The 20,506-nt window shown below is 62.5% G+C and carries 17 protein-coding genes; 7 read left to right on the top strand and 10 right to left on the bottom strand.

The window, feature by feature from the left end:
* Window positions 1–103: 103 nt before the first annotated feature.
* From adk to CYR52_RS02350, 3 genes are all read left to right on the top strand, one after another.
* Window positions 104–748 carry an adenylate kinase gene (adk, locus tag CYR52_RS02360; protein WP_072926446.1) on the top strand — a complete coding sequence of 215 codons (645 nt, stop codon included), beginning with the start codon at window positions 104–106 and terminating at the stop codon, window positions 746–748.
* A gap of 201 nt (window positions 749–949) precedes the next feature.
* Complete coding sequence (hemH, locus tag CYR52_RS02355) at window positions 950–1,912, top strand: ferrochelatase (protein ID WP_072926444.1); 963 nt, start codon at window positions 950–952, stop codon at window positions 1,910–1,912.
* 139 nt (window positions 1,913–2,051) lie between these two features.
* Window positions 2,052–3,356: an inosine/guanosine kinase gene (locus CYR52_RS02350; protein ID WP_072926442.1), complete on the top strand. Its 1,305-nt coding sequence runs from the start codon at window positions 2,052–2,054 to the stop codon at window positions 3,354–3,356.
* A 71-nt stretch (window positions 3,357–3,427) separates the two neighbouring features.
* Here CYR52_RS02350 and ybaL read toward each other — a convergent pair whose 3' ends face one another.
* Both ybaL and CYR52_RS02340 read right to left on the bottom strand, forming a co-directional pair.
* A complete protein-coding gene (gene ybaL, locus CYR52_RS02345) occupies window positions 3,428–5,119 on the bottom strand; it encodes a YbaL family putative K(+) efflux transporter (protein ID WP_101827885.1) in 1,692 nt (563 codons plus the stop codon).
* A gap of 208 nt (window positions 5,120–5,327) precedes the next feature.
* Window positions 5,328–6,542, bottom strand: a complete 1,215-nt coding sequence (locus tag CYR52_RS02340; protein WP_101827884.1) for an MFS transporter — start codon at window positions 6,540–6,542, stop codon at window positions 5,328–5,330.
* A gap of 266 nt (window positions 6,543–6,808) precedes the next feature.
* Between CYR52_RS02340 and ushA the strand changes: the two genes are divergently transcribed.
* The gene (gene ushA / locus CYR52_RS02335) at window positions 6,809–8,446 is read left to right on the top strand and encodes a bifunctional UDP-sugar hydrolase/5'-nucleotidase UshA (protein ID WP_241522377.1); all 1,638 of its coding nucleotides are present in this window, start codon (window positions 6,809–6,811) and stop codon (window positions 8,444–8,446) included.
* A 40-nt stretch (window positions 8,447–8,486) separates the two neighbouring features.
* Here the strand turns inward: ushA and ybaK are convergent, their stop codons facing one another.
* From ybaK to copA, 3 genes are all read right to left on the bottom strand, one after another.
* A complete protein-coding gene (gene ybaK, locus CYR52_RS02330) occupies window positions 8,487–8,969 on the bottom strand; it encodes a Cys-tRNA(Pro)/Cys-tRNA(Cys) deacylase YbaK (protein ID WP_072926436.1) in 483 nt (160 codons plus the stop codon).
* Between the two features lie 260 nt (window positions 8,970–9,229).
* Window positions 9,230–10,045: a TraB/GumN family protein gene (locus CYR52_RS02325; protein ID WP_072926435.1), complete on the bottom strand. Its 816-nt coding sequence runs from the start codon at window positions 10,043–10,045 to the stop codon at window positions 9,230–9,232.
* Window positions 10,046–10,158: 113 nt separating this feature from the next.
* On the bottom strand, window positions 10,159–12,921 hold the full coding sequence (copA, locus tag CYR52_RS02320; protein WP_101827882.1) for a copper-exporting P-type ATPase CopA: 2,763 nt from the start codon (window positions 12,919–12,921) through the stop codon (window positions 10,159–10,161).
* 106 nt (window positions 12,922–13,027) lie between these two features.
* Here copA and cueR point away from each other — a divergent pair, with 106 nt between their 5' ends.
* A complete protein-coding gene (gene cueR, locus CYR52_RS02315; RefSeq protein ID WP_072926431.1) occupies window positions 13,028–13,459 on the top strand; it encodes a Cu(I)-responsive transcriptional regulator in 432 nt (143 codons plus the stop codon).
* A 3-nt stretch (window positions 13,460–13,462) separates the two neighbouring features.
* On the opposite strand, the gene CYR52_RS02310 is transcribed toward cueR, so the two are convergent.
* The 5 genes from CYR52_RS02310 to tesA form a co-directional block, all read right to left on the bottom strand.
* Window positions 13,463–13,918, bottom strand: coding sequence for an NfeD family protein (locus CYR52_RS02310; RefSeq protein WP_101827881.1), 456 nt, complete (start codon window positions 13,916–13,918; stop codon window positions 13,463–13,465).
* Between the two features lie 2 nt (window positions 13,919–13,920).
* Complete coding sequence (locus tag CYR52_RS02305) at window positions 13,921–14,826, bottom strand: SPFH domain-containing protein (protein ID WP_072926428.1); 906 nt, start codon at window positions 14,824–14,826, stop codon at window positions 13,921–13,923.
* A gap of 203 nt (window positions 14,827–15,029) precedes the next feature.
* Window positions 15,030–15,887: a co-chaperone YbbN gene (locus CYR52_RS02300; protein WP_072926426.1), complete on the bottom strand. Its 858-nt coding sequence runs from the start codon at window positions 15,885–15,887 to the stop codon at window positions 15,030–15,032.
* A 73-nt stretch (window positions 15,888–15,960) separates the two neighbouring features.
* The gene (locus CYR52_RS02295; protein ID WP_072926424.1) at window positions 15,961–16,740 is read right to left on the bottom strand and encodes an SDR family oxidoreductase; all 780 of its coding nucleotides are present in this window, start codon (window positions 16,738–16,740) and stop codon (window positions 15,961–15,963) included.
* A gap of 28 nt (window positions 16,741–16,768) precedes the next feature.
* A complete protein-coding gene (tesA, locus tag CYR52_RS02290; RefSeq protein WP_165698446.1) occupies window positions 16,769–17,404 on the bottom strand; it encodes a multifunctional acyl-CoA thioesterase I/protease I/lysophospholipase L1 in 636 nt (211 codons plus the stop codon).
* Between tesA and ybbA the strand changes: the two genes are divergently transcribed.
* Both ybbA and ybbP read left to right on the top strand, forming a co-directional pair.
* Window positions 17,375–18,061, top strand: a complete 687-nt coding sequence (gene ybbA / locus CYR52_RS02285; protein WP_072926415.1) for a putative ABC transporter ATP-binding protein YbbA — start codon at window positions 17,375–17,377, stop codon at window positions 18,059–18,061. The two genes, tesA and ybbA, sit on opposite strands and share 30 nt — an antisense overlap.
* Window positions 18,058–20,490 carry a putative ABC transporter permease subunit YbbP gene (ybbP, locus tag CYR52_RS02280; RefSeq protein WP_101827880.1) on the top strand — a complete coding sequence of 811 codons (2,433 nt, stop codon included), beginning with the start codon at window positions 18,058–18,060 and terminating at the stop codon, window positions 20,488–20,490. The genes ybbA and ybbP overlap by 4 nt, the downstream gene beginning before the upstream one ends.
* The last annotated feature ends 16 nt before the right edge of the window (window positions 20,491–20,506 follow it).

Here is a 20,506-nt window from a genome sequence, read left to right as displayed (position 1 = left end):
AAGTCTGCTATTGCCGCCGCTTCCTTGAGCCGCCGGGCCTGCAATGGTATGGTTGAGCGTTTTCGACATTTTATAAAAACTACATAGCAAGGGGATTTACGCGATGCGTATCATTCTGCTGGGCGCTCCGGGCGCTGGTAAAGGTACTCAGGCTCAATTCATCATGGAGAAGTACGGGATTCCGCAAATTTCCACGGGTGACATGTTGCGCGCAGCTGTGAAAGCAGGATCTGAGCTGGGCAAACAGGCCAAAGAAATTATGGACGCCGGCAAGCTGGTCACCGATGAGCTGGTGATTGCGCTGGTGAAAGAGCGTATTGCGCAGGAAGATTGCCGCAACGGTTTCCTGCTGGACGGCTTCCCGCGCACTATTCCGCAGGCGGATGCCATGAAAGAAGCCGGCATCAAGGTAGATTGCGTGCTGGAGTTTGATGTGCCGGACGAGCTGATCGTTGAGCGCATTGTCGGCCGCCGCGTACACCCGGGTTCCGGCCGCGTCTACCACATCAAATTCAACCCGCCGCAGCAGGAAGACAAAGACGACGTCACCGGCGAAGCGCTGATCACCCGTAAGGACGATCAGGAAGAAACCGTGCGTAAACGTCTGGTTGAGTACCATACCCTGACCGAGCCGCTGATCGCTTACTACCGTAACGAAGCGGACGCGGGCAACACCCAGTACCACAAAATCGACGGCACCCGCAGCGTAGCGGAAGTGCGTCAGGAGCTGGCTTCCCTGCTCGGGTAAGCGTGTTACCGCGTATCATGCCGGGCACCAGCCCGGCATTTTTTTATCCCTTATTCTCTTTGCCGGTATGCGTAGCCAGCGCCTGTTGCTGCTATCGGTGCCGGAGCGTCCCATTTTGGTTACAATGCTCAGCAAATTTTTAACCTGTTACCCTGAGGCCATAGCTGCATCACGGGGGCGGTTTTACAGAAGGAAAGGCTCATGGGGCAAGAAAAGTTAGGGGTTCTGATGGTGAACCTCGGTACGCCTGAGGCACCCACCCCGCAGGCAGTAAAACGTTATCTGGCAGAATTCCTCGGCGACCGCCGGGTGGTGGATACCGCACGCTGGCTATGGTGGCCGATCCTCAACGGCGCGATCCTGCCGTTCCGCTCGCCGCGCGTGGCCAAGCTCTATCAATCCGTCTGGATGGAAGAGGGCTCGCCGCTGATGGTCTTCAGCCGCCGTCAGGAGAAGGCGCTGGCGGCCCGGCTGCCGGGCGTGCCGGTGGAACTCGGCATGAGTTACGGCAAGCCAAGCCTGCCGGACGCCATTGAGAAGCTGCTGGCGCAGGGCGTGACCCGCCTGGTGCTGCTGCCGCTCTACCCGCAATACTCCTGTTCCACCAGCGCCGCCGTATTTGACGCGGTGGCCCGCCACCTCACGCAGTACCGTCGCCTGCCGTCGCTGCACTTTATCCGTGACTACGCCGAGCACCCGCAGTATATCGCGGCGCTGAAAGCCACGGTTGAGCGCTCGTTCGCCCAACACGGTATGCCGGACCGGCTGCTGCTGTCGTTCCACGGCATCCCGCAGCGTTACGCTGACCAGGGTGACGACTACCGCACGCGCTGTGAAGACACGGCCCGCGCGCTGTTTGCCGCGCTGGACCTGCCGCCGGGCGTCGGCATGATGACCTTCCAGTCGCGCTTCGGCCGGGAGCCGTGGCTCACCCCGTATACCGACGAAACCATGAAAGGGTTACCGGCGCAGGGCGTGAAGCATGTGCAGCTGATCTGCCCCGGCTTCGCCGCAGATTGCCTGGAGACGCTGGAAGAGATCAAAGAGCAGAACCGTGAAATCTTTATGGAAGCGGGCGGTGAGAAGTTTGAATACATCGACTGCCTGAATGATGAACCGGCCCATATCGACCTGCTCGAACAACTGGTCAGACAGCACGCCTGAGCCTGACCCTTTTCCGGCCACGGCGCGGTGGCCGGAGATAAAATCCCGGTTTCAGGCGGCGCGGTATCACGCAGGCCGTTTTTCAGCGTGAAAGTTGTGCTACTATCGCCCGCCTGTTTCCCAAGCTGTGCCAATCCCGATGAAATTCCCAGGCAAACGTAAATCCAAACACTATTTTCCCGTCAATGCGCGTGACCCGCTGCTGCAACCGGCGCAGGCCGAAAGCGAAACCGCCCGTTCTTACGTGGTGGGCATCGATCAGACGCTGGTGGACATTGAAGCCAAAGTGGATGATGACTTTATCCGCCGCTATGGCCTGAGCGTCGGCCACTCGCTGGTGATTGAGGATGATGTCGCGGATGCGATGTATCAGGAGCTGATGAGCGGCAACCTGATCACCCACCAGTTTGCCGGCGGTACCATCGGCAATACCCTGCATAACTACTCGGTGCTGGCGGATGACCGCTCGGTGCTGCTGGGCGTGATGTGCAATAACGTCCAGATTGGCGGCTACGCGTACCGCTACCTCTGCAACACCTCCAGCCGTACCGATCTCAACTACCTGCAGGGTGTGGACGGCGCGATCGGCCGCTGCTTCACCCTGATCGGGGAGCACGGCGAGCGTACCTTTGCCATCAGCCCCGGCCAGATGAACCAGCTGAAGCCGGAAAGCATCCCGGAAGCGGTGATCGCCGGTGCCTCCGCGCTGGTGCTGACCGCCTATCTGGTGCGCTGCAAGCCGGGCGAGCCGATGCCGGAAGCCACCATGCAGGCCATTGCCTATGCCAAAAAGCATGAGGTGCCGGTGGTGCTGACGCTCGGCACCAAATATGTGATTTCCGATAACCCGGAAGGGTGGCGCGAGTTCCTGCGTGAGCACGTCTCGATTCTGGCGATGAACGAAGAAGAGGCCGAAGCCCTGACCGGCCAGAGCGATCCGCTGCTGGCCTCGGACATGGCGCTGGAGTGGGTGGATCTGGTGCTCTGCACCGCCGGGCCGAACGGCCTCTATATGGCGGGCTACACCGAAGAGTCGAGCCGCCGCCAGACCCAGCATCCGTTGCTGCCGGGCGCGATTGCGGAATTCAACCTGTATGAGTTCAGCCGGGCGATGCGCCGCCAGCACTGCGAGACGCCGTTCCGTATCTACTCCCACATCGCGCCGTACATGGGCGGGCCGGAGAAGATCATGAACACCAACGGCGCGGGTGACGGGGCGCTCTCCGCCGTGCTGCATGACATCGCCGCCAACGGTTACCACCGCAACAACGTGCCGAACTCCAGCAAACATGCACGCAGTTTCCTGACTTACTCCTCCCTGGCGCAGGTGTGCAAATACGCCAACCGCGTCAGCTATCAGGTGCTGAACCAGCATTCCCCGCGCCTGACGCGCGGCCTGCCGGAGCGGGAAGACAGCCTGGAAGAGGCGTACTGGGAGCGGTAAGCCCCGGCTTTCGGACAAAAAAGGCACCTTTCCAGGTGCCTTTTTTTATAGGGGGATGGCTGCGGTGCCGGTCAGCGCAGGATCGCCGGCAGCGGTTCCTCATCTGCCGGCGGCGGGGTCTCCAGCATCGACATCATATTGTTGGCGATCTCCCGCTCACCCATCACCACCTGATTGGCCCCGCGGTCGAGGATGTAGCTTACCTCGTCATCATAGTGGGCGCGGGCGATGATCAGCATGTCCGGGCGGCGCGCGCGGGCGGCGGCCACAATCTCACCGGCTTCGTAGCCGTTCGGAATGGTCAGCAGCAGCCAGCGGGCGCAGTCCAGCCGCGCCAGATCGAGGATCTCCGGATTGGCGGCATTGCCCAAAATGGCGCTAATACCCTGTTCGCGCAGTGCCTCCACCCGCGGGCGGGCATTTTCAATCACCACCATCGGCACCCCGGCGGCCTGCAATTTCCCACCCAGCAAACTGCCGACCCGGCCATAGCCCACTAGCAGCGCATGGTTGCACATCTCCAGCCGCAGTTGGGACGCCTCCTCCTGCGTCTCTTCCGGGTTTTTCTCCTCCTGGGTTTCAGTGCGGGCGAGGAACTTCTCCAGCAGGCTGAACAGCAGCGGGTTGATCATAATCGAGAGGATGGCCCCGGCCAGCACCAGATTACGCCCATGTTCTGACAGCAGGTTCAGCGAAATGCCAAGCCCGGCGAGGATAAAGGCAAACTCACCAATCTGCGCCAGGCTGACGGAGATGGTCAGGGCGGTGCGCGTCGAGTGGCCGAACAGTTTCACCAGCAGGAAGGCAGCCGCCGATTTGCCGAACAGAATAATCGCCACCGTGGCGAGCACCGTCAGCGGCTCATTCAGCAGGATCATCGGGTCAAACAACATCCCGACGGAGACAAAGAACAGTACCGCAAAGGCGTCGCGCAGCGGCAGGGTGTCATGGGCGGCGCGCTGGCTCAGCTCCGATTCGTTCAGCACCATCCCGGCGAAAAACGCCCCCAGCGCAAACGACACATCAAACAGCTTCACCGCGCCGTAAGCGATGCCGAGCGCCAGCGCCAGCACCGCCAGCGTAAACAGCTCGCGTGAGCCGGTGCTGGCGGTTTTCGCCAGGATCCACGGCACCAGGCGGCGGCCCACCACAATCATCAGGGTGATAAAGGCGATCACTTTGCCGAGGGTAATGGCCAGCTCCAGCGCCAGTTCCTGGAAACTGGCATGGTGGCTTTCGATCATATTGCTGAACGCCGGCAGCAACACCAGCGTCAGCACCATCGCCAGGTCCTCAACAATCAACCAGCCAATCGCGATCTGCCCGCGCTGGCTCTCGATCAGTTGCCGCTCCTCCAGCGCCCGCAGCAGTACCACGGTACTGGCGGTGGAGAGGCAGAGGCCGAACACCAGCCCGGCCTGCAAATCCCAGCCCAACAGTTGTGACAGCCCGATGCCCAGCAGCGTCGCCACCACAATTTGCGCCACCGCGCCGGGAATGGCGATCGACTTTACCGCCAGCAGATCTTTCAGGGAAAAGTGCAGCCCGACGCCAAACATCAGCAGGATCACGCCGATTTCGGCCAGCTCGGGGGCCAGCGAGGTATCGGCCACAAAACCAGGGGTAAACGGCCCGGCCAGCACACCGGCCGTGAGGTAGCCGACCAGCGGGGAGATGCGCAGGCGGTTGGCCAGCATACCTAACAGGAAGGCCAGCACCAGCCCCCCGACGAGGGTAGTAATCAGTGGCGTAGAATGATGCATCCAGGCTCCTTCTTGTCTGCACGGGGGAAAAGAGGGCACGTATCAGTATGGTCAATGAATCAATAGATTGCATTCAGTAACAAAATAACACGTTTAGGCACAAGATGATCCCTGCGCGGGATTTATTACAAAAATTTCTCACAAAGAGGGGTGCAGAAGGGAAAACAGCGGCCGGAAACAGGGCTCCGGTCGCCGGGAAACGTGCGGTTTAACGGGAGTTAAGATCGGTATTTGGCAAAAACAGCGTCAAAATGCCGAGCAACGGCAGGAAGGCGCAAAGTTGGTAAACCAGTTCAATGCTGGTGTGATCCGCCACATAGCCCAGCACCGCTGCACCCAGCCCGCCCATACCGAACGCCAGCCCAAAGAACAGCCCGGACACCATCCCGACTTTGCCGGGGAGCAGCTCCTGGGCATACACCAGAATCGCCGAAAATGCCGAGGCCAGGATCAGGCCAATGATCACCGTCAGGATGCCGGTCCATTGCAGGTTGGCGTAGGGCAGCACCAGCGTAAAGGGTGCCACGCCGAGGATCGAGGCCCAGATGACCCGCTTGCGCCCAATCCGGTCGCCTACCGGCCCGCCGATAATGGTGCCCGCCGCCACCGCCAGCAGGAATGCGAACAGATGGTACTGGGCATTCTGCACCGACAGCCCGAATTTATGCATCAGGTAGAAGGTGTAATAGCTGCTCAGGCTGGTAAGGTAAAAATATTTCGAGAACACCAGCACCATCAGAATCAGCATGGCAAACGCCACGGTGCGCCCCGGCAGGCGGTTTACCGCAGCGGCCGGGCGCGCCTTGCTGACGCGGTGCTGTTGCTGGTACCAGCGGCTGATCTGCAACAGCATCACGATGGCCAGCAGCGCCGCCAGCGAGAACCAGGCCACATGGCCTTTGCCGTACGGGGCGATCACCAGCGCGGCCAGCAACGGCCCCAGCGAACTGCCGAAATTCCCGCCGACCTGAAACAGTGATTGCGCCAGCCCGTGCCGCCCGCCGGAGGCCATCCGCGCCACCCGTGACGATTCCGGGTGGAACACCGAGGAACCGGTGCCCACCAGCGCCGCCGCCAGCAACACCATGCCGAAACTGTGCGCCGCCGCCATCAGCAGCAGCCCGCACAGGGTAAAGCCCATGCCGATCGGCAGTGACCACGGCTGCGGGTGTTTATCGGTATAGAGGCCGATCACCGGCTGTAACAAGGAGGCGGTAAGCTGGTAGGTGAGGGTAATCAGCCCAATCTGGGTGAAGCTGAGGGCAAATTCATGTTGCAGCAGCGGGTAAATCGCCAGGATCAGCGACTGGATCATGTCATTCAGCAGGTGCGACACGCTGATTGCCGCCAGAATCGAGAACGCGGTGCGTTTGATGGCATCGCCGCTGGGTGCCTTGCCGGTCACCCCGGTTTGCTCGGTCATGCAGGGTCATCCTTATTCTTGTTACTTATTCTTGTGACGACAGGCGTTGCAGGGGGCGCCCGGCCGGTGAAAAAATCACCGTTATCTTAATCAGTCGCTTGCGTGAATACCACAACGGACATATTTTGACGTGATTGGCAATTTCCGGACATCAGCAGTGCTACCCTCAGCCCGGTAGTGGGGGAGAACAACAGACAGGGCGCGCAACGTGCCGCTGGCGCAGTTCCATTGATTATCATTAGGGAGTGTTCATGCGTTCATTGACAATGACGGCCGCCGCAGTGATGGCCGCCACGCTGGCGGCTCAGCCTGCCATCAGTTATGCCTGGGAAAAAGACAAAACCTACGACATCACCATCCTGCACACCAACGATCACCACGGCCACTTCTGGCAGAACGCCTATGGCGAGTATGGGCTGTCGGCGCAGAAAACCCTGGTGGATGCGATCCGCAAAGAGGTCGCAGAGCAAGGCGGCAGCGTGTTGCTGCTCTCCGGTGGGGACATCAACACCGGCGTGCCGGAGTCTGACCTTCAGGACGCCGAACCCGATTTCCGCGGCATGAAAATGATCGGCTATGACGCGATGGCCATCGGCAACCATGAATTTGATAACCCGCTGAGCGTGCTGCGCCAGCAGCAGAAATGGGCCGGCTTCCCGCTGCTTTCCGCTAATATCTACCAGAAAAGCACCAATACCCGGCTGTTCCAGCCCTATGCGATTTTCCAGCCGCAAGGGGTGAAGATCGCGGTGATCGGCCTGACCACCGATGACACCGCCAAAATCGGCAACCCGGAAAACTTCACCGACATCGTATTCCACAAACCGGCCGACGAGGCCAAAGTGGTGGTGGAGGAACTGCGTAAAACCGAGAAGCCGGACGTGATCATCGCCGCGACCCATATGGGCCACTATGACGACGGCAACCACGGCTCCAACGCGCCGGGCGATGTAGAGATGGCGCGCAGCCTGCCGTCCGGTTACCTCGACATGATTGTCGGCGGCCATTCGCAAGACCCGGTCTGCATGGCGGGCGAGAATAAAAAGCAGGTCGATTATGTGCCCGGCACCCCCTGCGCGCCTGACCGCCAGAACGGTACCTGGATAGTGCAGGCGCATGAGTGGGGCAAATATGTCGGCCGGGCTGATTTCACCTTCCGTAATGGCGAATTTACCCTTAAGCATTACCAGCTGATCCCGGTCAACCTGAAGAAAAAGGTTGAGAAAGCGGACGGCAGCAGTGAGCGCGTCTATTACACCCAGGAGATCGCGGAAAACAGCGACATGCTCAAATTGCTGACGCCGTTTGAAAACCAGGGCAAGGCGCAGCTGGAGGTGAAAGTCGGCAGCGTCAACGGCCACCTGGAAGGCGACCGCAGCAAAGTGCGCTTTGTGCAGACCAACCTGGCGCACCTGCTGCTGGCCGCACAGAAAGAGCGGGCAGGGGCGGATTTCGCGGTGATGAGCGGCGGCGGCATCCGTGATTCGATTGAATCCGGGGACATCACCTACAAAGACGTGCTGAAAGTGCAGCCGTTCGGCAACACGCTGGTGTATGTCGATCTCAAGGGCAGCGAGGTCGAGCGCTATCTGGCGGCGGTGGCCAATATGAAAGTTGATTCCGGTGCGTATGCGCAGTTTATCGATGTCAGCCTGACGGCGGACGGCAACGGGGTCAGTGATGTCACCATCAACGGCCAGCCGTTGCAGGCGGACAAAACCTACCGTATGGCGACGCTCAGCTTTAACGCCACCGGCGGTGACGGCTACCCGAAAATCAGCGATCACCCCAGCTACGTGAACACCGGCTTTGTGGATGCGGAAGTGCTGAAACAGTACATCCAGACCCATTCACCGCTGGATGCCGCCGCATATGCGCCGAAAGGCGACATCCTCTACAAATAACGGAACGCCCTGACCAGCCTGCGGGCGCAGGCTGGTCAGGTCAGGGCGACAGCCTGGCGATATCCGCAAATACGCCGTTCAGCAACCGTTGCAAATCCTGCGGGGCCAGCTCAATGTCCAGCCCGCGTTTGCCGCCGGAGACATAAATGGTGGAGAACTGCTGCGCCGGGCTGTCGATCACCGTAGGCAACCGTTTTTTCTGCCCCAGCGGGCTGATGCCGCCCAGCAAATACCCGGTGGTGCGCTGCGCCAGTTCCGGGTCCGCCATTTCTGCTTTCTTCGCGCCCAGCGCTTTCGCCACTTTCTTTAAATCCAGCTGGCCGGCCACCGGCGTCACCGCCACCGCCAGCGCTTTGGCATCGCCGTTCAGCGCCACCAGCAGCGTTTTATAGACCTGCCGGGCATCCAGCCCCAGTTTGCGCACCGCTTCATCGCCAAAATGAGTGTCATGGCTGTCATGCTCATAGGGGTGAAGGGTGAATTTCACTTTCTGTTTTTCGAGAAATTTAATCGCCGGTGTCATCGTCTCCTCCTGAGGGCCGGTGCCGTGAAAAACATGGCCTGGCGCGGGTAATAAAAAAGTGCAGGGTAATGGTTTGATTCGCCGCCGGAAATCAACCGGCATTCGGTCGCAGGGCCGGAAAGCGCATGAAGGCGGTTGCAAACCGCGTCATCGGGTTGATACCCTAGCGCCGCCGGTTCCGCCCCTGGGCGGGCCGAAGCCCATAATGAATAAAAAAGTCATTCCTCTTTGACGGCCAATAGCGATATTGGCCTCTTTTTTTAGCCCGCACCACTGCCCGCTTTCAACAAATCCGGCAAGTTCCCCTCGCCATACAGATGCAACGCCCCGACGGCCACCACATAGTGCCCGGCCGGAAGTGCCGCCAGTTGTTGCTGCCAGCGCTGGTTACGCTGGTGCATCAGCACGTCATACAGATCGTTGCTGAAGGTTGAAGGCAGCGCTTTACTCCGCGCCCTGGGGGAGTTGTCCATCCACCAGCCCATCATGGTCTGCAACAGCCGGGCATTGGTGTGCCAGTGGGTCAGGGTATCTTCCAGCAGCATCAGCCCGTCCTGCGGCAGTTGCAGCAACAGGTCCACCTGCTGCTGCGGCCCCTCCAGCTCAATAATGCGTGTGTGCTGGGTGTGGGCGGCAGCGATCAGCTGGTAGTCGACGCCATACTCCGGCCGCAGGCCGAGCTGTTGTGCCTGCCGGGCCTGCAACATCAGCGCCACCTGCCAGGCGGGCAGCGGGTCAAGCTGCGCCTCATTGGCGGAGAGGGTGTCACAAATGGCGAGGAAGCGCTGGTACTGGGCGGCCGGCAGGCGCTCGGCCAGCGGCGGTTGCGGCACCGGCTCGCCAAACGGCGACTCACTGCCGCTGATGTCCGCCTCCACAATCAGCGCATCCGCTGTTTTCAGCCGCGCCAGCAGGGTTTCCGGCAACGGGGACATGTCCATGGTGCCCATATGGATGCTGCCCACCAGATGCAAATGGCGATCGCCCGGCAGGCTGAGGTCAATGGCCGGATAGGCGTATGCCATCGGCGAAATCAGGCCGAGAAACGTGGCGAGACGGTACAGCATGTTACCCATACAACGAGGCTCCCAATCAATCAGGGTTCCATGCTACCCGCTCGCGCCGCGCAGGTGTAGGGGGATTAGGCTGAATTCGCAGGCCGGCCGGGCAGGGCGCCCGGCCGGAACCGCTATTTCTGCCGGGCAGAAGGTTCAGAGGGTGAGGTTTTGGGGGTGAAACGCAGCAGCCGGTTGGCGTTGGCCACCACGGTAATGGACGAGAGCGCCATCGCCGCCCCGGCAATCACCGGGCTGAGCAGCGCGCCGGTGAACGGGTAGAGCACCCCGGCCGCCACCGGGATCCCGAGGCTGTTATAGATAAACGCACCCAACAGGTTCTGCTTCATATTGCGCAGCGTGGCGCGGGAGAGTTCAATCGCGTCAGCCACGCCGGCCAGCGACGGGCGCATCAGGGTCATTGCGGCGGACTCTATCGCCACGTCACTGCCGCCGCCCATCGCGATGCCGACCTCCGCCTGCGCCAGCGCCGGGGCGTCATTGATGCCGTCACCCACCATCGCCACCCGGTGGCCCGCCTGTTGCAGGCGCAGGATGGCGTCAGCTTTGCCGTCCGGCAGCACCCCGGCGATCACCTGATCAATCCCGGCTTCGCGCGCAATGGCCGCCGCAGTGTGCGGGTTATCCCCGGTCAGCATCACCAGCCGGTAGCCTTGCTGGTGCAGGCGTTGCAGCGCCTGCGGGCTGTCGGCCCGCAGCGGGTCGCGCAGCGCAAACAAGGCGGCCGCTTTTCCGTTCACCGCCAGCAGCACCGGCGTGGCACCCTGCGTGGTGTGCTGTTGCAGGGCGGCCTCCAGCGCGGTGATGTCCACCTGTTGCTGCGCCATCAATGCCGGGTTGCCAAGCAACAGCGCATGGCCTTCCACTGTGCCTTGCAGCCCCAGCCCGCCCAGCGTGCGGAAATCTGTTGCCTCCGGCAGGGCCTGCTCACCGGCGCGTGCCAGGATCGCCTGCGCCAGCGGGTGATGGGACCCCTGCTCCAGTGCGGCTGCCCAGCGCAGCGCCTGAGCATCAGCGATGCCGTTTACCGTCTCAATGTCGGTGAGGGTGGGCTGCCCCTGCGTCAGGGTGCCGGTCTTGTCGAACACCAGCGTGTCGAGGGTGCTGGCTTTTTGCAGGGCGTCCGCATCACGGATCAACACGCCCAGCTCCGCCGCGCGGCCGACCCCGGCGATAATCGACATCGGCGTCGCCAGCCCGAGCGCACAGGGGCAGGCGATGATCAGCACGGTGGTCGCGACCACCAGCATATAGATGCCCTGCGGGGCGGGGCCGAACAGGTACCAGAGCAGTGCGCTGAACAGGGCAATCAGCACCACCACCGGCACAAATACTGCCGAGATCTTATCCGCCAGCTGGCCGATTTCCGGTTTGCTGCTCTGCGCCTGCCGCACCAGCCGGATAATGCGCGCCAGCGTGGTCTGGTTGCCGACGGCATCCGCGCGGAACACCACGCTGCCGTCAGTGACTTGCGTCCCGGCATGCAGGCGTGCGCCCGCGGCTTTGTGTTGCGCCACCGGCTCCCCAGTCAGCATGGCTTCGTCTACCCAGGCTTCGCCGCGCACGATGTCACCGTCTACCGGAACCCGGTCACCGGTGGTCAGCCGCAGCGCCATTCCGGGCTGTACCTCCGCCAGCGGCAGCGTGCGTTCGCCCTGATCGTCCACGACCCGTGCGGTGGGCGGGGTCAAGTCCAGCAGCCGCTCCAGCGCCTGGGAGGATCGCTGGCGCGCACGCTGTTCGAGGGCATGGCCGAGGTTAATCAGGCCGATGATCATCACGCTGGCTTCGTAATAGAGATGGCGCGCCTGCGGCGGGAAATGCTGCGGCCACAGGTTGACGATCATTGAGTAGATCCAGGCCGCGCCGGTGCCCAGCGCGATCAGCGTATCCATGGTGGCGCTGCGGTGGGTCAGGCTCAGCCAGGCGTTACGGTAGAAATGCCCGCCGGCGATGCACATCACGGCCAGCGTCAGCACCCCGACCATCAGCCAGTTGCTCTGGTTCTGCGCGGTGACCGACATCGTGCCGCCGAACAGCCCCCAGGCCATCAGCGGAATGCCCACAGCCAGCGCCAGCGCCGCCTGCCAGCTGAACCGCCGGAATGCGGCACGGCTGGTCTGCTGCTGGCGTTCGCGCCGTTCGGTATCATCTTCGATAATTTCCGCGCCATATCCGGCCGCGGCCACGGCAGCGATTAACGCCGCCTGATCAGGCTTACCGGTGACCAGCGCACTGCGATCGGCGAGGTTTACCCGCGCCTGCTCCACGCCCGGCACCTGTTGCAGGGCCTGATGGACTTTACTGACACAGCTGGCACAGCTCATGCCGCTGATAAGCAGAGGGTAGCTGTGTGTGTCTGCCGCCTGCGGCGCATCAGCCAGCGGGGCGGCTGGGGCCGGAACCCTGTTCTGAGCCGCCGCCGTGGGTTCCGGCAGGGAGGGTGCTGCATCGGGCAGCGGCTCAGTTTTTGGGTGGCTGCTCTCCGCTGCGTGATAACCGGCCTCCGTCACTGCGGCAATCAGCACTGCCGGGTCGGCCTCGCCAAACACCCGCGCGCGATCCAGCGTCACCTCTGCCATCTCCACGCCCGGCACGGCACTTAACGCTTTTTGCACCGCCCCGATACAGTGGCCGCAGCTCAGCCCGCTGAGGGTGAGCTCAGTGTCAGCCTGGTCAGCCAGCGTGGCGTGATACCCGGCCTGTTCGATGCTCTGGATCAGCTGCCCGGCCGGGGCCGTGCCGCTGACACGCGCATAATGCAGCCCGACATCGGCCGCCGTGACGTCCGGCAGCGCCTCCAGCGTGCTTTGCACGCGCTTCACGCAGTGTTGGCAGCTCAGCCCGTTCAGGGCGAGCAGGGTAGTGGTGGTCATAATCTCCTCCTCTCACCGGCCACCGGGCCGGTATGATAAGTGTACGGGTATGCCGACTTGTGACAGAATAAACCTTCCAGTAACAGGAAGGTCAAGGGGCAGCAAGATGAACATCAGTGACGTGGCGAAAAAAACCGGCCTGACCAGCAAGGCCATCCGTTTCTACGAAGAGAAAGGGCTGGTCACCCTGCCGGCGCGCAGTGAGAACGGCTACCGCAGTTACAGTGTAAAACATATCGAGGAGCTGACGTTGCTGCGGCAGGCACGGCAGGTCGGGTTCACGCTGGATGAGTGCCGGGAACTGCTGGCGCTGTTCCATAACCCGGATCGCCACAGTGCGGATGTCAAAGCACGGACGCTGGAAAAGGCCGCCGAGATTGGGCGGCACATTGACGAGTTGCAGAAAATGCAGGCGCGGCTGCTGGATCTGGCGGCGCAGTGCCCTGGCGATGCCGGGGCGAGCTGCCCGATTATTGACACCCTGATCGGCAACGATAGCGCGCCCGGCTGCTGCCGCCCCGCGGCCCCTCAGGCGTAGCGATCAGCGTGGCGGCACGCGGCGCACTTCAAGCGTAATGCCCTCGACCGCCACCACTTCGACGTCATCACCCGGCTGTAACGGCTGGGTGCAGTGCATCCGCCAGCTGCTGTCACCGATGGTGATGCGGCCATACCCATTCTCCAGCGGCGTATGCAGCGTGGCACGGGTGCCGATCAGCTGTTCGCCGCGCCGGTTAAGCGGCCGGGCAGGGCGGGAGGCCGTACGGCGGGAGAGCCAGTACCACCAGCTTACCGCCGCCAGCAGAGTCAGCAGGGCGAAAATCAGCGCCTGCATCTCCCAGCCCACCGGGATAATCCACACCAGCAGCCCGGTCAGCATGGCGGCCATGCCGCTCCAGAGCAGATAACCGCCGGCCCCCAGCATCTCCGCCACCAGCAGCAGGCCGCCCAGCGACAGCCAGAACCAATGGGGATGAATCACCAGCGTCTGCCACATCGTTATTTTCCTTTGGTTTCGCCCAGTAATTCCGCAATACCGCCAATCGATCCCATCAGGCTGGTGGCATCCACCGGCATCATGATCACTTTGCTGTTAGGCGCAGAGCCGATCTGTTGCAGCGCGTCGGTGTATTTCTGTGCGACAAAATAGTTGATCGCCTGGATATTCCCGGCAGCGATCGCCTCAGAGACCAGTTGGGTGGCCTGTGCTTCCGCCAGCGCCGCCCGTTCGCGCGCCTCAGCCTGTAAGAATGCTGACTGGCGCTCCCCTTCCGCTTTCAGGATCTGGGACTGCTTGTCCCCCTCGGCGCGCAGGATCGCTGCCTGCCGTACCCCTTCCGCCTCCAGAATATAGGCGCGTTTGGTACGTTCTGCCTTCATCTGCGCGTTCATGGAGTCAATCAGTTCAGCCGGCGGGCGGACATCGCGGATTTCAATGCGGGTGATTTTGATGCCCCACGGGTTGGTCGCCTCATCCACAATCTGCAACAGCCGGGTATTGATGTTGTCACGCTGCGACAGCATCTCGTCCAGCTCCATGGAGCCGAGCACCGTACGGATGTTGGTCATCGTCAGGTTCACGATGGCCAGCTCCAGGTTGCTCACCTCATAGGCGGCGCGCGCCGGGTCGATCACCTGGATAAAGCAGACCGCGTCAATCGAGACGTTGGCGTTATCACGCGAGATGATTTCCTGCGAAGGGATATCCAGCACCTGCTCCATCATGTTGATTTTACGCCCGATGCGATCCATAAACGGCACCAACAGGTTCAGGCCCGGCATCAGCGTTTTGGTGTAGCGGCCGAACCGTTCCACCGTCCACTGGTAGCCCTGCGGCACCGTTTTGACCCCGGCAAACACAATCACCAGCGCCAGCACCACAATAATCGGAATTACGGTAAACATAGTCACACTCCTGTCAGTCAGCCCGGGGGAACACCGGCGAAACCCTTTCGCCTTAGCCGGCGGATCATGAACCTGCCGTCAGGCACGGGCAAGCGCCCCGTGTTCACGGCGGAAAAAAACAGAAAAAGTGTATAAGAAGGGTGAGAACAGGGCAGGGAGCCGGCCGGAACAGCCGGCTCCGCGGATGATGGGACGGGGCGGAATCAGTAAAGCAGTGAATAGAGCTGACGACGGTATTTCGCCGCCAGCGCATCACCGGTGCCCAGCGCCGCGAGGATGTCCATCAGCGTTTTACGCGCGCCGCCGTTGGCTGCCGCCAGGTCTTTTTTCAGGAAGCCCATCAGCAGCTCCAGCGCCTCTTCATTGCGCCCGACCTGGTGCAGTTGCAGCGAAAGTTTCAGCGCCAGCTCGGCGTCTTCCGGGGCGTCAGCCATCTGCTGTTGCAGTTGCTGAATCTCCGGGGTGTCAGCCGCCTGCTTCAGCAGTTCGATCTGCGCCACCAGCCCCTGATAACGGGTGTCACGGTCCTGCAACGGCACCACCGCCAGCACCGCTTCGGCCTCGTCACTGCGGTTCAGCTGCAACTGGGTTTCCGCCAGCAGGAAGCCGATCTCGCTGTTCTGGTTGCTGAGCTGCCAGGCCTCTTTCAGCAGCGGCAGCGCCTCATTGTAACGCCCTTCCTGCATCAGCTCCGCCCCTTCGGCGGCTTTCAGCTCTTCCGGTTTCGGCAGCACTTTTTCCAGCAGGGCGCGTACCGCCTCTTCCGGCTGCGGCCCCTGGAAACCGTCTACCGGCTGGCCCTCTTTAAACAGGTAGACCGTGGGGATAGCGCGCAGGCCGAACTGGGAAGCGACCATCTGTTGTGCGTCACAATCCACTTTCGCCAGCACAAACTGCCCGGCGTAGTCGGCGGCCAGCCGGTCGAGCAGCGGGGTGAGCTCCTGGCAATGCGGGCTGCGCTCAGACCAGAAATAGAACAGCACCGGCACAGTCATCGACTGTTCCAGCGTCTGGTGCAGGTTGGCTTCGGTAATCTCTACAACTGTGGCTTGTGCTAGCATGGCATTCTCTCTCATCCGTTTTAACGGTAGATGGGGGCGGCCTGTGGCGCTTCAACCCCCCGGTCCGATTGATTTACCCGCCGCCGCCGCGCAGCAACATATCCAGCACCCGGCCCGGCAGCACCCGGCGCAGGAGGCCGAGCGCGTGGGCCACTAAGGTCACCGGGTAGCGCAGGCGGGCCGACGGACTCTCTAAAGCATGGCGCAATTTGGGCAATACCGCCTCCGGCGGCAGGGTGAAACGTGCGGCAATGCCCGGATTTTTGACCGGCTTATCGTGCTGTGACTGGTTGACGTTCTGGGTGAAGCGGGTGCTCAGCGGGCCGGGTTCAATCAGGCTGACCTGAATGCCGGTGCCGTGCAGCTCCATGCGCAGGGTGTCAGACCACGCCTCAAGCGCGTATTTGCTGGCGGCATAGGCGCCGCGGCCGGGCGTGCTGACCAGCCCCATCACCGAACTGGTCTGGATGATGCGCCCCTCGCCGTGCGGCAGCATCGCCGGCAGCAGGCGCATGGTCAGCTGGTGGACGCCGAACAGGTTGCTGGCGAACTGCCCCTCGAGCTGGCTGCGGCTCAGGGTGTTGAGCGGGCCGTACACGCCGAACCCGGCGTTATTGAACAGGCCATACAGCCGGTTGCCGGTCAGCGCGATCACCTCATCGGCCGCGCGATCAACGCAGGCCGGGTCATCCAGGTCCAGCGCCAGGCTCTCAAACCCGAGCTGGCGCAGGTTGTCGACATCCTCTTCTTTACGGCAGGCGGCCAGCACCCGGTAACCGTGGTTGCGCAGCGCCTGGGCGGCAATCAGGCCGATGCCGCTGGAGCAGCCGGTAATCAGTACCGCTTTTTGCATAACTTTACCTGTTAAAGGGCCCTATTTTTCAAGACGCATGATTTACTAAAGGATTCAGGCGCTCAGCCATCCAGCCGGCAATAAACGGCTGGGCATCCCGGTTGGGGTGGAGGCCATCTTCCTGCATCCATTGCGGTTTGATCGCGACCTGTTCCATGAAAAACGGCAGCAGCGGCACGTTGTACTGCGCTGCCAGTGCCGGGTAGATAGCGTAAAACGCATCGCCGTAACGGCGCCCGTAGTTGGGGGGCAAGCGGATCTGCATCAGCAACGGCTGGGCGTCCGCCTGTTTCACCAGGGTAATAATCTTACTCAGGGTTTGCTGAATGTCTTGCGGCGCAAAGCCGCGCAGGCCGTCATTCGCGCCCAATTCAATCAACACCCAGCGCGGCTGGTGTTTTTTCAGCAGGGCGGGCAGGCGCGCCAGCCCCTGGGTGGCGGTGTCGCCGCTGATGCTGGCGTTCACCACCCTGGGTGCGCCGGGCGAGTCCTGCCACTTGTCCGCCAGCAGTGACGGCCAGGCGTTCTCAAGGGGAATGCGGTAACCGGCGCTTAAACTATCGCCTAAAATCAACAGGGTATCGGCAGCGGCTGCCCGTACACTGAATAATCCCAACAGCAAAAGGAAGGGAAGATGCCAGCGGAAAACGTTCTTGAAGTTCATCATCTTAGTAAACACGTCGGTCAGGGTGAGCACAGGCTTTCCATCCTTACCGGAGTTGACCTGCTTGTCAAACCCGCGCAGACCCTGGCATTGATTGGCGAGTCCGGTTCCGGTAAATCCACGCTGCTTGGGATCCTCGCCGGGCTGGATGACGGCAGCGAAGGCGACGTGCGGCTGCTGGGGCACTCCCTGCCCGCGCTGGATGAAGAGGGGCGGGCCGCACTGCGGGCGCAGAATGTCGGGTTTGTGTTCCAGTCCTTCATGCTGGTGCCGACGCTGAACGCGCTGGAGAACGTGCAGCTTCCGGCGCTGCTGCGGGGCGACAGCGACGCCAAAAGCCGCGAACAGGCGGGCCAGTTGCTGGAGCAGCTGGGGCTGGGGCAGCGTCTGACCCACCTGCCGGCGCAGCTCTCGGGCGGTGAACAGCAGCGGGTGGCGCTGGCGCGGGCCTTTATCGGCCACCCGAAAGTGCTGTTTGCCGATGAGCCGACCGGCAACCTCGACCGCCAGACCGGCGACCGCATTGCCGATCTGCTGTTCTCCCTGAACCGCGACTACGCCACCACACTTATCCTGGTGACCCACGATGCGCAACTGGCGGCCCGCTGCCAGCGCCGCCTGCGGCTGCGTGACGGCAAATTGCAGGAGGAAGCATGATCTGGCGCTGGTTCTGGCGCGAGTGGCGCGCGCCCTCGCTGTTGATTGTCTGGCTGGCGCTGACGCTGGCGGTGGCGTGTGTGCTGTCGCTCGGCACCATCAGCGACCGGATGGAAAAGGGGCTGAGCCAGCAGAGCCGCGATTTCCTGGCGGCTGACCGGGTGCTGCGCAGCGCCCACCCGGTGCCGGAGGGCTGGTTGCTGGAGGCGCGCCGGCAAGGGCTGACGGTCAGCCAGCAGATGACGTTCATGACCATGACCTACGCCGGGGACAGGCCGCAACTCGCCTCGGTGAAAGCCACGGATAACGCCTACCCGCTCTACGGCACGTTGCAGACTGACCCGCTGGGCCGGCGGGTGACGCCCGGCGAGGTGCTGGTCGCGCCGCGCCTGCTGGCGCTGCTGGATAAAAAAGTCGGTGACGCGCTCGACGTCGGTGACGCTACGCTGCGCATTGCCGGCATCGTGGTACAGGAGCCGGACGCCGGGTTTAACCCGTTCCAGATGGCCCCCCGGCTTATCATGCACCTCAGCGACGCGGCGAAAACCGGCGCGATCCAGCCGGGCAGCCGCCTGACTTACCGCTACCTGTTTGCCGGTAACCCGGACGCGCTGGCGCGCTACGGCGACACCCTGAAGCCGCAACTCAAACCTGACCAGCGCTGGTACGGGCTGGAGGAGTCCGAGGGCGCGCTGAGCAAATCCCTGCAACGCTCCCAGCAATTCCTGTTGCTGTCGGCGTTGCTGACGCTGCTGCTGTCAGTGGCCGCAGTGGCGGTGGCGATGAGCCACTACTGCCGCAGCCGTTATGACCTGATCGCCGTGCTGAAAACCCTGGGTGCCGGGCGGCGCGCCTTGCAGAAACTGATTATCGGCCAGTGGCTCTCGGTGCTGCTGCTGGCGGCCGTGGCGGGCAGCGCCATCGGCAAACTGTTCGAATGGGGATTGATGCGCGCGCTGGCCCCGGTTCTGCCTGCGCAACTGCCGGCGGCGGGCGGCTGGCCGTGGCTCTGGGCATTGGGCGCGCTGGTGATGATCTCCCTGCTGGTCGGCCTGCGCCCTTACCGCCAACTGCTGGCGACCCAGCCATTGCGGGTGCTCCGGCGGGATGCGGTGTCCAATGTCTGGCCGCTGAAGTATTACCTGCCTGCCATTCTGCTGGTGGTGGTCGGCCTGCTGGCGTGGCTGGTGGGCGGCAGCCGGTTGCTCTGGTCGCTGCTGGCGGGCATCCTGGTGCTGTCGCTGCTGCTGGGCGTGATCGGCTGGGGCGGGCTGTTGCTGCTGAAGCGCCTTACGGTGCGGCAACTGGCGCTGCGGCTGGCGGTGAACCGCCTGCTGCGCCAGCCGTGGGTGACGCTGAGCCAGCTCGCGGCGTTTTCCATGTCATTTATGTTGCTGGCGCTGTTGCTGGTGATGCGCGGCGATCTGCTGGATCGCTGGCAACAGCAACTGCCGCCGGAAAGCCCCAACTTCTTCCTGCTGAACATGACGGAGGATCAGGTGCCGCCGGTGACGGCCTTCCTGCAACAGCATCAGGTGCAGCCTTCAACCTTCTACCCGGTGGTGCGGGTACGGCTGACCAAAATCAACGACGAGATCGCCACCGAACGGGTGAAAGAGAGCGATCCGGGCGGCGAGGCGGTGAGCCGTGAACTGAACCTGACCTGGCAGAAAGAATTACCGGCGCACAACCCGCTGGTGGCGGGGCAGTGGCCGCCGAAAGCGGGTGAAGTCTCGATTGAACAGGGGGTGGCAGACCGGCTGGGGCTGACGCTGGGCGACCGCGTCACCTTCAGCGGCGACACGCAGGACTTCTCCGCCACCATCAGCAGCGTGCGCAAAGTGGACTGGGAGAGTCTGCGCCCCAATTTTTACTTTATCTTCCCGCCGGGCGCGCTGGACGAGCAGCCGCAGACCTGGCTCACCAGCTTCCGCTACCAGGGCGACAGCCGGATGCTGACCCAGCTTAACCGCCAGTTCCCGACCCTGAGCCTGCTCGACATCGGCGCGATCCTCAAGCAGGTCGGGCAGGTGCTGTCCCAGGTGAGCCGGGCGCTGGAAGTGATGGTGGTGCTGGTGATGGTATGCGGCACCCTGCTGTTGCTGGCGCAGATTCAGGTCGGGATGCGCCAGCGGCGACAGGAACTGGTGGTTTACCGCACGCTGGGCGCGGGCAAACGGCTGCTGCGCGGCACGCTCTGGTGCGAGTTCACGGTGCTGGGGCTGGTGGCGGGCGTCGCGGCGGCAGTGGGCGCAGAAGCGGCACTGTGGCTGTTGCAGACGCAGGTCTTCGATTTCCCGTGGGAACCGGATTTCATGCTCTGGTGGCTGTTGCCGTTGCTGAGTGCGCTGCTGCTGTCACTGTGCGGCGGCTGGCTGGGCGTGCGGTTACTGCGGGGCCGGGCGCTGTTCAGGCACTATGAGGGGTAAAAAAGAAGGGTAAAAG

The sequence above is a fragment of the Chimaeribacter arupi genome (assembly GCF_002858805.1).
GTDB classification, from domain to species: domain Bacteria; phylum Pseudomonadota; class Gammaproteobacteria; order Enterobacterales; family Enterobacteriaceae; genus Chimaeribacter; species Chimaeribacter arupi.
The sequence above is the reverse complement of the archived record's forward strand: the minus strand, read 5'-3'. Positions and strand labels throughout refer to the sequence as shown.

Coding starts and splice junctions, on each gene's coding strand:
- adk (WP_072926446.1), top strand. CDS start 104: ATGCGTATCATTCTGCTGGGCGCTCCGGGCGCTGGTAAAGGTACTCAG.
- hemH (WP_072926444.1), top strand. CDS start 950: ATGGGGCAAGAAAAGTTAGGGGTTCTGATGGTGAACCTCGGTACGCCT.
- CYR52_RS02350 (WP_072926442.1), top strand. CDS start 2,052: ATGAAATTCCCAGGCAAACGTAAATCCAAACACTATTTTCCCGTCAAT.
- ybaL (WP_101827885.1), bottom strand. CDS start 5,119: ATGCATCATTCTACGCCACTGATTACTACCCTCGTCGGGGGGCTGGTG.
- CYR52_RS02340 (WP_101827884.1), bottom strand. CDS start 6,542: ATGACCGAGCAAACCGGGGTGACCGGCAAGGCACCCAGCGGCGATGCC.
- ushA (WP_241522377.1), top strand. CDS start 6,809: ATGACGGCCGCCGCAGTGATGGCCGCCACGCTGGCGGCTCAGCCTGCC.
- ybaK (WP_072926436.1), bottom strand. CDS start 8,969: ATGACACCGGCGATTAAATTTCTCGAAAAACAGAAAGTGAAATTCACC.
- CYR52_RS02325 (WP_072926435.1), bottom strand. CDS start 10,045: ATGGGTAACATGCTGTACCGTCTCGCCACGTTTCTCGGCCTGATTTCG.
- copA (WP_101827882.1), bottom strand. CDS start 12,921: ATGACCACCACTACCCTGCTCGCCCTGAACGGGCTGAGCTGCCAACAC.
- cueR (WP_072926431.1), top strand. CDS start 13,028: ATGAACATCAGTGACGTGGCGAAAAAAACCGGCCTGACCAGCAAGGCC.
- CYR52_RS02310 (WP_101827881.1), bottom strand. CDS start 13,918: ATGTGGCAGACGCTGGTGATTCATCCCCATTGGTTCTGGCTGTCGCTG.
- CYR52_RS02305 (WP_072926428.1), bottom strand. CDS start 14,826: ATGTTTACCGTAATTCCGATTATTGTGGTGCTGGCGCTGGTGATTGTG.
- CYR52_RS02300 (WP_072926426.1), bottom strand. CDS start 15,887: ATGCTAGCACAAGCCACAGTTGTAGAGATTACCGAAGCCAACCTGCAC.
- CYR52_RS02295 (WP_072926424.1), bottom strand. CDS start 16,740: ATGCAAAAAGCGGTACTGATTACCGGCTGCTCCAGCGGCATCGGCCTG.
- ybbA (WP_072926415.1), top strand. CDS start 17,375: ATGCCAGCGGAAAACGTTCTTGAAGTTCATCATCTTAGTAAACACGTC.
- tesA (WP_165698446.1), bottom strand. CDS start 17,404: ATGAACTTCAAGAACGTTTTCCGCTGGCATCTTCCCTTCCTTTTGCTG.
- ybbP (WP_101827880.1), top strand. CDS start 18,058: ATGATCTGGCGCTGGTTCTGGCGCGAGTGGCGCGCGCCCTCGCTGTTG.